Origin of the sequence: Vogesella margarita, assembly GCF_028548475.1 — a bacterium.
In the GTDB taxonomy this organism is placed as follows: Bacteria; Pseudomonadota; Gammaproteobacteria; order Burkholderiales; family Chromobacteriaceae; genus Vogesella; species Vogesella margarita.
The window spans coordinates 234,565-246,235 of the sequence record NZ_JAQQLE010000004.1; the positions used below are offsets into that span (position 1 = coordinate 234,565).

Consider the following 11,671-nt stretch of genomic DNA (forward strand, 5'->3'; position numbering starts at 1 on the left):
TTGGAATATTCTGCCCGATGATGCCAGCACAAACGGCAGCAATCAATCATTATGCCGCACAGAGACACACAAAAGACCCATAGCGATCAGGCGGGCGTGGCCTTCTTGTGACGCACGCCTGCGTCGGGGAAGGTCATCCAGTAGTAGAAGAATTCGCGGGAGATGGTGAGGAAGCTGTCGCGCGCGTAGTTGTCGGTGAGGTGCATCAGCATGGCGTCGACCGCGGTACGGAAGCTGTCCGGGTGGTGCGCCTGGCCGTGCAGCAGGTAGAGCAGCGGCTTGATCAGCTCGGCGCGTTCTGCCAGCACCTCGTCGTCGGCGCCCAGCTCGTACAGCTTGCCCAGATAGATGTCGAGCGAGGGCGGGAAGCTGGCGAAGTTTTCCTCGCTCATGCGCTGCTGCAGGTCGGCGAACGAGGCCAGCACCGGCAAGCGTACGTGGTGGGTGGTGAAGCCGGCGCGGGCATTCATCTGCGCCAGCTGATGCAGGTCGCCAAGCCAGAAATAGTAGTACTCGCGCGCCGCCGTCATCGCCGCCGGGCGGTCGCCGGGCGGGCAGATCGACAGCAGCGCATTGATCGCGCTGCGATAGACATCGCGGTTGCGCGGCTGGCCACGCAGGATCTGCACCAGCCGGCGCAGGATGTTGCGACGGAACAGCACCACCTCCACCGCTGCGCCTTTTTGTTCGAGCAGATTCAGGTACGCGTCCAGCGCCCTGACAGCAATATCACCCACAATGACAACCTCATTTATGACAACGACAGCGCCGGATACAACTCTGGCCTTGTTACCGATACGGGCAACAAGGCCAGACGTGCCAAGCATAACGTGTTTTCAGCCTGCGTTACTGATCGGTATCAATCGCCGGGCCACCGCCCGCGCCCCATCGGAAATGTCCGCTACTGCGGCCAGGCTTTGCGCCCCGCCCGTTCAGCGTGGCGGGAAGACAAGGTCAAGCCGGATATCGCGCCCGACCAGGCGCAGGTCGCGCACCGCCAGCGGCACCTTGTCGTCGAGCGACTCCAGCGCCGGCCAGGCAAACAGGCCGCGCGCGGCGTCGCCGGTCAGATACGGCGCCAGGTACAGCACCGCCTCGTCCACCAGTCCGGCGGCGACCAGCGCGCCGTTCAGGCCGGCGCCCGCCTCCACCATCAGCTCGTTGATACCGTCGGCGGCCAGCATTTGCAGCAGCCGCGCCAGGTCGACACGGCCGTCGTCCGCCGCACACGGCAGCAGCCTGACGCCGCGCGCGAGATACGACGCGTGACGGGCGACATCGCTGACCGCGGTGGCCAGCCAGGTCGGCGCCACGGCGGTGTCGTAGATCGCGGCGCCCGGCGGCGTCTGCAGCGCGCCGTCCACCACCACCCGCAGCGGCTGGCGCGCACACGCCACCTCGCGCACCGTCAGCTGCGGATTGTCGGCCAGCACCGTGCCGCTACCGGTGAGGATGGCGCAGTGCGCCGCACGCAGCCGGTGCACGTCGCGGCGCGCGTCGGCGCCGGTAATCCACTGGCTGACGCCATTGAGCAGAGCGGTCTTGCCGTCCAGCGTCGCCGCGCCCTTCAGCGTAACGAAGGGGCGCTGCCGCGTCACCCGCGACAGGAAGCCGCGATGCACGCGCTCGGCCTCGGCCTGCAGGCAGCCGGCGGCGGCGGGGATGCCTGCGGCGTTCAGCATGGCGATGCCGCGACCGGCGACCTCGTGGTAGGGATCGACCATCGCCGCCACCACGCGGCCCAGCTTTTCCGCGATCAGCCGCCCGGCGCACGGCGGGGTGCGGCCGTGGTGGCTGCACGGCTCCAGCGTGACGTAGGCGGTGGCACCGGCCGGGTTCTGGCCGCGCGCGTAGCAGTCCTTGATTGCCTGGATCTCGGCGTGATCCGATCCCACCGCCAGCGTGGCGCCCTCGCCGATGACGGCCCCGTCACGCACCAGCACGCAGCCGACACCGGGGTTCGGCGCCGCGCGGCGGGTGGCTGACTCGGCCAGGCGCAGCGCCTGCTGCATGTAGTGGTGATCGTCGGCAGTAAATATGCTCATCGGCAATTCCATCTCGGTGGAGGCTGGCGGCGACACTCAGTCGCGCTTCTGGATTTCCTTGATCGCGTCGCTGAACTCGGCGATGTCCTGGAAGCTCTTGTACACCGAGGCAAAGCGCACGTAGGCGACCTTGTCCAGCCGGGCCAGCTCGTTCATCACCATCTCGCCGATCTGGCGGCTGGACACCTCGCGCTCGCCCAGCTGCAGCAGGCGCTGGCAGAGGCGGTCGATGGCGTCGTCAACCAGCGGCGTCGGCACCGGACGCTTGTGCAGCGCGCGCAGGAAGCTGGTACGCACGCGCTCGACGTCGAACTCGGCACGATGGCCACCGGACTTCACCACCTGCGGCATGCGCACGTCGGCGGTCTCGAAGGTGGTAAAGCGCTTTTCACAGCCCATGCAGCGGCGGCGACGGCGGATACTGTTGCCGTCGTCGCTGACACGCGAATCAACCACCTGGGTATCGGCACAGCCGCAAAACGGGCATTTCATGGCTTTACAATCCTGCTGGTTCCAATAGCCTGATGTTATCAGCAATCGGCGCTGCCGCGCAGCCCGTGCCGCAGCGCAACAGCCGTTGTCCGCGTGCGGCCAACGTTGGCCGCATGAAAAAAGCGGCCCGCAGGCCGCTTTGTCGTCTACCGTCGGGACAGTGACTTACTTCTTGCTGTACACCGGGAAACGGTGGCACAGCTCGGTGGCTTCCTTGGCCACGCGCGCCAGTACCGCTTCGTCGGTCGGGTTGTCCAGCACGTCGGCCACCAGATTGGCGACGATGCGGGCTTCTTCTTCCTTGAAGCCGCGGGTGGTGATCGCCGGCGAGCCGATACGGATGCCGGAAGTCACGAACGGGCTTTCCGGGTCGTTCGGGATCGCGTTCTTGTTGACGGTGATGTGCGCCTTGGTCAGTGCGGCGTCGGCCGCCTTGCCGGTCAGGCCCTTGGCACGCAGGTCAACCAGGAACACGTGGCTCTCGGTACGGCCGGACACGATGCGCAGGCCGCGCTCGGCCAGGGTCTTGGCCATGGCGTCGGCGTTCTTCAGCACCTGTTCCTGGTAGGCCTTGAATTCCGGGGTCAGCGCTTCCTTGAACGCCACCGCCTTGCCGGCGATCACGTGCATCAGCGGGCCGCCCTGCAGGGTCGGGAACACGTTGCTGTTCAGCGACTTCTCGAACTCGGCCTTGGCCAGGATCAGGCCGCCACGCGGACCGCGCAGGGTCTTGTGGGTGGTGGAGGTCACGAAGTCGGCGTGCGGCACCGGGTTCGGGTACACACCGGCGGCGATCAGGCCGGCGTAGTGCGCCATGTCGACCATGAAGTAGGCGCCACATTTCTTGGCGATCTGGCCCATGCGCTCAAAGTCGAAACGCAGTGCGAAGGCGGAAGCGCCGCCGATGATCAGCTTCGGCTTGGTTTCCATCGCTACGCGCTCCATGTCGTCGTAGTCGATTTCTTCGTTCTCGTTCAGGCCGTAGGCCACGATGTTGAACAGCTTGCCGGACAGGTTGGCCGGGCTGCCGTGGGTCAGGTGACCGCCGTGGCCCAGGTTCATGCCCATTACGGTGTCGCCCGGCTTCAGGATGGAGAAGTACACCGCCTGGTTGGCCTGCGAGCCGGAATGCGGCTGCACGTTGGCGTATTCGGCACCGAACAGCTGCTTGACGCGGTCGATGGCCAGCTGCTCGACGATATCAACGTGCTCGCAACCGCCGTAGAAGCGCTTGCCCGGGTAGCCTTCGGCGTACTTGTTGGTCAGCTGGGAGCCTTGGGCTTCCATCACGGCCGGGCTGGTGTAGTTCTCGGACGCGATCAGCTCGATATGGTCTTCCTGGCGCTGGACTTCCGCGCCGATCGCAGCTGCGAGTTCCGGGTCAAACTGGGCAATTTTCAGATCAGCAAACATCGTTGACTCTTCCATCTGGAGGGTTTGAACTAAAAGGCAGTCTTGACGTTTAACCTGTCGCGGTCACGCGACGACGGCAAGGCAAACGTCAACACTGCCATTGGCTATTTTAACTCATCCGGCGCGGCGCCGTAATGAACAAATGGCAGGATCGGCATGAAAGCGTTTCATGCTGATCCTGCCATTTCAATGACTTACTGCAGCGTCACCGGCTGCGGTGGCCAGTCGTCGGCGGTAAAGAACAGCGGAATCCCATCGCGGCTTTCCGGCTGCACCCCGTCCACCACGCGCACATCGCCGACTTGGCACTCCGCCATCAGCAGGCGGAAGTTGGTCTCGATCTGCGCCACGTCGTCCTGCGCCGCCAGCGGCCACACGAAGCCGCCCCAGTCCTTCTCGTTGCCGGTGGCCGATACGGTGATGTGCAGCTCGCCGTTGTCGTGCGCCGACATGATGGCCACCGGCTCCTGGCCCAGGTCGCGCAGCTGGCGGATCTGGGTGCTGGCAAACACCTGCAGCGCGACTTCCAGGCGCGCGAAGTTGGCCGCAACGATGGCCTGCATCAGCGGCATCGGCGGACGCGGAATCGGGAACAGGGTCACGCCCTCGGTCTTCAGCTGTTCGCCGATGAACTTCATCACCGGCACGCCCCAGGCGCCGACATTGCCACCGAGTTTCACCGGCGGCTCGGCACCGTCTTCACGGATCGCCACGCCGACCAGGTAGCGCAGGAACACACCCTCGTCCTTGGCCACGATCGGGGCTGCCGGCAATTCCAGCGGCAGGCCGCGCGCGGCGTCCACCAGCTGGCGGGTGTAGCGGTAGATCTGGGCGGAGTGGATGCCGACCACATTGTCCGGATGCAGCAGCTTGCCGGACAGGAACACCTCGGCGCCATCGGCGAACAGGCCGTGCTGGCGGAACAGGGTGTTGAGGGTGTCGACATCGGCAATACGCTCCGGCAGCGTGGCCTTGCCCTTGCTGCCGATCACCAGCACCAGCGGCACGGCGAAGATCACCGCGTGACGGCCGCTGTCCGGACGCTCGGCGGCATCGCGCAGCGCGTCCCACAGCTCGCGGTAGATCTGCTGCGAGGTCACCATCGCCAGGGCAACGGACAGGGACAACAATTCTTCGCGTTCCAGCATCTCGGTGAGCGCGGCACGCAGCGAGGCACACCACATGGCTCGGTCGTCCTCGCTACGCGCGTTCACGATCGATTGCGTGTAGTGGATCAACATATTGGAAGGGGAAGATTCGGGGTACTGACGCGGATCGGGCAACTGCAGGGAAATATCGCTCATCACTGGCAACCGGACATAGCTGGCAAAGACGATATTGTGGCACAGCTTGGCGTGATGCGCCGCATCAAGCGCAACGAGCAAGCGCTAGATTTTCGCTTTCCAACACGCGTCGTGTTCAAAGCGCGACAAAATGTTATATTTTTTGCGTTATTGCGGATTGTATACATTGACAGTGGCGGGGACGATCCGGATAATCCGTACTCGTTGGGATGCAGCAATTGCTTCTTGATAGTTTCTCCTCTATTTCTCCTTTGTAGACTTGGCGCGGGCGTAAAACCCCGCGCAATTTTTTTGCCTGTTGTTCTCCCCCAGCAAAATCAAACACTTGTTCTGCCTACCGGTCACCTGTCGCCGTCGCCCTTGCACGCGCTCAGGAAACGCCAACGGCATGAACGCATCGTTCGGCTGTTATGGCGCCGGCGTTCGTCTTGTCACATAACCGTAATCAAAAACGAACACGCAAAGTTCGGTTTCACTAAAAACTGAACAAAAAAAACCGCGCCAGCTTGCGCTGCGCGGTCAACTCGATGCGAAACAATCAGAGGAGAAAACGTCAGGACGACGTTTGCTACGGATTGGTCATGTCTTGCCGCAAAAAGTTCAGCCCGCTGCCGATTTATTTGTCTTTAATTTGTCGGGCCGCTCGCGCCGCGTCAGTCGATACGGCCCAGTGCCGCAAAGGTAGCGGCAGGAAACCGGCGATCGGCCGCTCCCGCGCCGAGTGCCGACGCTCCCCGCGTAGAGGCCTGCCGGCAGCGGAAGGTTGGCCGCGACGCCCCTCCTGCCCGGTGCCGCTGTTGCCGTGCCGCAGCAGCCACGGCTGTACCGCCGCCCGCCAACCACGGCCAGCTTATTCGTTTACCGAATAACTAATCTCTTAAAACATCTAAGCGGTTATAAACCCTTCGGTTAGCATGGCTGCCTGATCACGATTTGGCAGAAAGCGGACGGTATGGATCCCGGTTACATCATTGCAGGCTTGGCAGTAGGCTTCATCGTCGGCCTGACCGGCGTCGGCGGCGGCTCGCTGATGACACCCATCCTGCTGTGGTTCGGCATCAATCCGGCCACCGCGGTCGGCACCGACCTGCTGTACGCCTGTATCACCAAGATGGGCGGCGTGTGGGTGCACCACAAGCACAAGCACATCGACTGGCGCATCACCAAGCTGCTGGCCTACGGCAGCGTGCCGGCGTCGCTGCTGACCGTGATCGTGCTGCACTACCTGCAGCTGGACACCCAGGCCGCCAACAGCCTGATCAAGATCATGCTCGGCTTCGCGCTGATCCTGACCGCGCTGGCCATCCTGTTCAAGCCGTGGATCCTGCGCCAGATTTCCCGCTTCATGCCGGCACGGCCGGAAGGCTATATCCCGGTCAAGGCCACCGTGTTTACCGGCGTGGTGCTGGGCGTGATCGTCACCCTCAGCTCCATCGGTGCCGGCGCGCTGGGCACGCTGGCGATTTTCGCGCTGTACCCGCTGCTGCCGACCGCGCGTCTGGTCGGCACCGAGATCGCCCACGCGGTACCGCTGACCCTGGTCGCCGGCCTGGGACACGCCAGCATGGGCAATATGGACTACGGCCTGCTGGTGCAGCTGCTGATCGGCTCGCTGCCCGGCATCTGGCTCGGCAGCCACCTGACCCGCCGCGTCGCCGAACGCTGGCTGCGTCCGGCACTGGCGCTGATGATGGCGCTGATCGGCGCCAAGCTGGTGCTGTAAGCACCCTGCTCCCGCTACATGACATTGCGGCCAACCTTGAAGCCAAGGTTGGCCGCAATGCCGTTGTGGCACCGCCGACGCGCATTGCCGGCTTGGGGGATCGCCGTTATCTTCCTATCATCAAGGGTGGCGCGGCCGGCGCGCCCCGCCGCCAGCCGAGGATCCCGCAATGACCGCCACCCGCCTTGCCACTGCCGTATTGCTGTTGCTGAGCAGCCTGAGCCAGGCGCGCGAGGTGCTGCGCTTTGCCATCGACGCCCACAACCCGCCGTTCATGTATGCCGACGACCAGGGCGTGGCGCAAGGGCTGTACGCGCAGACGCTGCGCGAACTGGGCCAGCGCGCCGGACTGACGCTGCGCATCGAGGCAATACCGTGGAAACGGGCGCTGGCCTATCTGGAACGCGGCAGCCACGGCGTGGCCGGCCTCTACCGCAACGAGGAGCGGCAACGCCGGTACCTGTTCTCCAGGCCGATCTACCGCGAGGAACTGGTGGTGTATGCGCGCAAGGGCCAAGCCCTGGCACCGTACCGCGGCATCGCCTCACTGTACGGCAAGCGCGTCGGCGTGCTGTCCGGCTGGTTCTATAGCGACGACTTCAGCCGCGCCCGCGACCAGCGACGACTACTGGCCGACGAGGCAGCACGCGACGCGCAGAATGTCGACAAGCTACGGCTGGGACGGCTGGACTACCTGATCGGCATCCGCGAAAGCATCGCCGCGCTCAATCACGGCGAGCTGGAAGAAACCGGCATCTTCGCCAGCAACCTGACCTATATCGCACTGCCCCACGACCAGCGCTCGCAGGCCCTGCTGCAGCAACTCAACGCCCACATCCCTGACCTGTCGGACAAGCCGCGCGCACCGTAAGCGCCCACGCCCCGTTTACCCCCCGGCGCCGGCCAGCTGCGGCGTGCGCGCCACCTGGCGGATCAGCCGGTTCAGGCGCACCACCGCCAGCATGCACATCAGCGCACCCAGCGCCAACGTCAGCCGCGTGTCCAGCAGCGTCAGCAGGCCGCCGATCACCGCGATCAGCACATTGCTGATGCAGAAGATGGTCGACAGCAGCCCCATCACGCTGCCCTGGCCGTGGTGCTCGAAGCGCTCGGCGCACCAGCTGGGCAGCACCGCGTTGTAGATTGCCAGCGGCAGCCCCAGCAACACCACCAGCACCACGCCGGGGCCGTCCGGCAGCAGCGACAGCAGCAACAGCCCCAGCGCGAAGACCACCGCCGACTGGCGCGCCTGGCGCAGCGGATCGTGGTGCAGGCCGCGCCTGCCGGACACGGTGCTGGCCAGCGACATCATCAGGCACAGCCCGGCGGTGACCCAGGCAATGCCGCTGCTGCCGAGGCCGGCGAACTCCACCAGCCACAGCGGATAGAACTCGTAAAAGGCGTTCACCCCCAGCGCGAACAGCAGCTGCATCCAGAACAGGCCACCCAACAGCGCGTCCTGCCGCAACAGGCGGAACGCCTGCTGCTGTCTTACCGTTCGCCACAGCGACACGCCCTGCAGGCCGGTGGCGCGGCCGGTTTCCGGCAACACCCACAACAGGATCGCCAGACACGGCAGCAGCGTCAGCGCGCCGATCAGGAACGGCACCGGCTCGCCCAGCGGCAGGGTGAAGCCGCCGATCATCGGCCCCACCAGCCAGCCCATGTACAGCACCGCGTTGAGAACGGCGAAGCTGCGGGTGCGGTCCAGCTGTGGATGCAGGTCGGCGACGATAGCGCGCGCCACCGCGACATTACCCTCGGTCAGACCGGTCAGAAAGCGCGCGAACACGAACAACGGATACCAGCGCAGATCCAGCGCCCACGCGGTCAGCAGGTAGCCGAGCAGGGTCAGCGACAGCGTACCGAGCAGCACGCGGCGCCGGCCTAGGCGGTCGGACAGCGCGCCGATGAAGGTACTGCCGATCAGGATGCCCAGCGGGTTGGCCGCCAGCGCCATGCCCAGCAGCAGCTTGGGCGGCAGGCCGGCATAGTGATTGAAACCATCGGCGGCGGCATCGACGAAGATCGGCGCCAGAATCGGGTACGGCATCGCCACCCCGGCGGTACTCATCAACGCCACCAGGCAGATGGCCAGCAAGATCAGGTGCGGATGAGCCACGCCGGAAGGCGTCACGGGAAGAGCCATGCTTGTTTATCCAGTAAGGCGCCACGACGCCGCGACAGGCCGCCGCCGACATCAGGCCAAACGCATAGCATATCGCCGCTACGGCCATATCCAAACCGTTTTGTTGCGCGCGGGGTGTGGCAAACTTGCGGCCAACCTTGTGCCGCGAGCCACCACCAGCAGCCCTGCCATGCCAGAGCCGTCACGCCGCAGCGGTGGCCAAGGCACAAAAAAAATCCCCGGCAACCGGCACCGGGGATGTTCGGCAAACGCGCGGCTCAGTCGTGGCGCAGCTTGCCGCTGTCCAGCATCTTCTGCAGGATGTCGTGATCAGAGAGCAATTGCCCGCTGCTCGCGTCATGCAACAGATCGACGCCACTGAGCACGATGGACTGGCTGGTGTGGCTGTCGCCAGACGGGCTGATCTCGATCACGGTCGAGCCGTCTTCCAGCCGGAAGTGCAGGCTGGCCGCCAGCAGATCGCTATCCGCCGGCAACAGATCGTGCAGATCGATGATGTCGCCCCCCTCCGCTACTGAGCGATTATCGAAATCGCTGATCACGTCACGCGACGCGACACCCTCGCTCAGATCCGCCAGATGCCAGCTGAAGGTATCTACCCCGACGCCGCCCTGCAAGGTGTCATTGCCCTTTCCGCCGGCCAGCACGTCATTGGCCGCTCCGCCTATCAGCGTGTCGTCCGCCAGCCCACCCTGCATGAAGTGGCTGACCGCCGGAGCCGAATAGGACAGCTCGCTGCCGCCGGTCGCGCCCGCCTGCATCCCGCTCGCGGTATAGACCCCGTCCAGCGCCAGTTGTGCACTGTTGATGCCGTCGCTGACCGTCAGCCGGCCGCCGCTGCCATCGTCGTTGGCCTGATAGTGGAGCTGCGAATCGGCGACGAATGCCACATCAAGCAACGCCAGCCGGTTGCCGGCATCAAACCCGCTGATGCTGCCATCGAATGCCGCGGCGTTCGCCAGTTGCAACGTACCGTTCGCATCATCGGCAAACTGCACCGACTGAGCCTGCGCCACAGCCCCCTCCAGCGACAATACCGCCGCACCGCTGATGACGGCCTCGCCGCCCCCGCTGACATCGCCCTGCACGGTGATGTTGCCGTGATTGGCCCACAGCACGCCGCTATTGAGCAGATCGCTCTCGATCAGCAAACCGCCGCTGCCGGTCGCCACCAGGGTGCCACGGTTATCCACCGCATGGCTGCCGGTATCGATGACCAGCGCATTGCTGCCACTGGCCACAATCTCACCCTGGTTGAGCAGCTGCAACTGCCCCGCCCCCAACTGGCCAGCGCCCGAGATGGTGTTATCCACGTTGTGCAGCAGCGTATCGGCCGTGCCGCCAACGATCACGTTCTGCGCGCTGTCGGACAGCTGCAGCTGCCCGCCCCCGCTCAGCTCGGCCGCCGGGAACAGGAGTTCCAGCGTGGCGGCACTGCCTGCCGCTGCCAGCGCGATGGTGCCGCTGTTGTCGATGACTCCACCCAACGGCATGATCGCGCCATCGGCAATGGTCAGCGTGCCGGCATTGTGCAGCGTTGGCGTCACATCAAACTGGAAGTTGGCCACAGTCAGCAGTACCGCATCGACACCCTTGAGCGTAACGCTCTGTTCGCTGCCGATACTGACCACTGCATTGCCGTCAGCATCGTTGACGATAGTCAGATCCGCCATGCTGGCGACACCGGCAAAGCCGATCAGGTCGATTTTGTCGACAGTAACATCGAAGCTGTAGATCACGTTGTTGCCGATTGGCTGGGCGAACACGAAGGTATCGGCAGCACTGGAACCGGTGAGGTTATCGTCGCTGGACAGCGCGAAGATCGGCGAGCCGGGGGCATAGGCTTCGACGTTGTCGGCGATATACATCGCCCCTGTCGAGCCATCGGCATTGCTCCAGCTCATGTTGACGTCCAGCACCAGTGCCCCGGCAAAGTCGGATGCGGTGGTAACAGTCACACTGCCTGGGTCTTCAGTGAAGACTGTCCAACTGCCATCGCCATTTTCTTTGCCACCGCTAATTGACCAGCCTGCGGGCACACCACCGATGGTAATACTCACTGCGCCGACATGCTCTTCAGGCGCCTCTAGGGCCAGATTGATCGGCTCCCCAGCAATACCTGCAGGGGCGATATAGCTGGACCCAGTGCCTGTTGCATGATTGCCTGACGTATCATCGGCGACGATCGACACACTAACGCTGCTGCCATTCTTAAAAGTATTGGCGAGAATATTGAAAGTGCCATTTGAAGTCTGGGTAACGACTACAGTGATCGCATTTCCCTGGTTATTAAGGCCGGTAAATGTAATTGTGGCCGTAGCGTCAGCATCAAGCCCAGAGATTGTATAAGGGTGGTTGTTGCCACTTTTAGCACCGATCACCACTTTGAGATCGGCATTGACGTCGGCGGTTGTATCCAGCGGCGTGTCGTTGGTGCCGTGCATCGTCACCGTCAGCACCTGCGTCGTGCCGTCGGCCGTGGCCACGGTGATGGAGTCGGTGTAGTCCTGGCCACCCACGAACTCATCGTGGGCGTTGTTCATCG

General features: G+C 64.1%; 9 protein-coding genes. 2 read left to right on the forward strand and 7 right to left on the reverse strand.

Annotated features, from left to right (window positions below):
* Nucleotides 1–86: 86 nt before the first annotated feature.
* The 5 genes from PQU96_RS07465 to PQU96_RS07485 form a co-directional block, all read right to left on the reverse strand.
* A complete protein-coding gene (locus PQU96_RS07465) occupies nucleotides 87–737 on the reverse strand; it encodes a hypothetical protein (RefSeq protein WP_272771652.1) in 651 nt (216 codons plus the stop codon).
* Nucleotides 738–932: 195 nt separating this feature from the next.
* Nucleotides 933–2,045 (reverse strand): bifunctional diaminohydroxyphosphoribosylaminopyrimidine deaminase/5-amino-6-(5-phosphoribosylamino)uracil reductase RibD, encoded by a 1,113-nt coding sequence (gene ribD / locus PQU96_RS07470; RefSeq protein WP_272771654.1) that lies wholly within the window; start codon nucleotides 2,043–2,045, stop codon nucleotides 933–935.
* A 36-nt stretch (nucleotides 2,046–2,081) separates the two neighbouring features.
* A complete protein-coding gene (gene nrdR / locus PQU96_RS07475) occupies nucleotides 2,082–2,537 on the reverse strand; it encodes a transcriptional regulator NrdR (RefSeq protein WP_189373734.1) in 456 nt (151 codons plus the stop codon).
* Between the two features lie 165 nt (nucleotides 2,538–2,702).
* Nucleotides 2,703–3,950 (reverse strand): serine hydroxymethyltransferase, encoded by a 1,248-nt coding sequence (gene glyA, locus PQU96_RS07480; RefSeq protein ID WP_047967866.1) that lies wholly within the window; start codon nucleotides 3,948–3,950, stop codon nucleotides 2,703–2,705.
* Between the two features lie 194 nt (nucleotides 3,951–4,144).
* Entirely contained in the window at nucleotides 4,145–5,254 is a 1,110-nt protein-coding gene (locus PQU96_RS07485; RefSeq protein ID WP_272771655.1) for a hypothetical protein, read from the reverse strand.
* Nucleotides 5,255–6,206: 952 nt separating this feature from the next.
* Here PQU96_RS07485 and PQU96_RS07490 point away from each other — a divergent pair.
* Nucleotides 6,207–6,977 (forward strand): sulfite exporter TauE/SafE family protein, encoded by a 771-nt coding sequence (locus tag PQU96_RS07490; protein ID WP_272771656.1) that lies wholly within the window; start codon nucleotides 6,207–6,209, stop codon nucleotides 6,975–6,977.
* A gap of 169 nt (nucleotides 6,978–7,146) precedes the next feature.
* Nucleotides 7,147–7,848 (forward strand): substrate-binding periplasmic protein, encoded by a 702-nt coding sequence (locus tag PQU96_RS07495; protein ID WP_272771657.1) that lies wholly within the window; start codon nucleotides 7,147–7,149, stop codon nucleotides 7,846–7,848.
* A 15-nt stretch (nucleotides 7,849–7,863) separates the two neighbouring features.
* Here the strand turns inward: PQU96_RS07495 and PQU96_RS07500 are convergent, their stop codons facing one another.
* Together PQU96_RS07500 and PQU96_RS07505 are read right to left on the reverse strand one after the other, a co-directional pair.
* The gene (locus tag PQU96_RS07500) at nucleotides 7,864–9,126 is read right to left on the reverse strand and encodes an MFS transporter (RefSeq protein WP_272771658.1); all 1,263 of its coding nucleotides are present in this window, start codon (nucleotides 9,124–9,126) and stop codon (nucleotides 7,864–7,866) included.
* Between the two features lie 257 nt (nucleotides 9,127–9,383).
* The coding region (locus tag PQU96_RS07505; RefSeq protein ID WP_272771659.1) for a type I secretion C-terminal target domain-containing protein at nucleotides 9,384–11,671 on the reverse strand (2,288 nt) is incomplete at its 5' end.

Coding starts and splice junctions, on each gene's coding strand:
- ribD (WP_272771654.1), bottom strand. CDS start 2,045: ATGAGCATATTTACTGCCGACGATCACCACTACATGCAGCAGGCGCTG.
- nrdR (WP_189373734.1), bottom strand. CDS start 2,537: ATGAAATGCCCGTTTTGCGGCTGTGCCGATACCCAGGTGGTTGATTCG.
- glyA (WP_047967866.1), bottom strand. CDS start 3,950: ATGTTTGCTGATCTGAAAATTGCCCAGTTTGACCCGGAACTCGCAGCT.
- PQU96_RS07485 (WP_272771655.1), bottom strand. CDS start 5,254: ATGAGCGATATTTCCCTGCAGTTGCCCGATCCGCGTCAGTACCCCGAA.
- PQU96_RS07490 (WP_272771656.1), top strand. CDS start 6,207: ATGGATCCCGGTTACATCATTGCAGGCTTGGCAGTAGGCTTCATCGTC.
- PQU96_RS07495 (WP_272771657.1), top strand. CDS start 7,147: ATGACCGCCACCCGCCTTGCCACTGCCGTATTGCTGTTGCTGAGCAGC.
- PQU96_RS07500 (WP_272771658.1), bottom strand. CDS start 9,126: ATGGCTCTTCCCGTGACGCCTTCCGGCGTGGCTCATCCGCACCTGATC.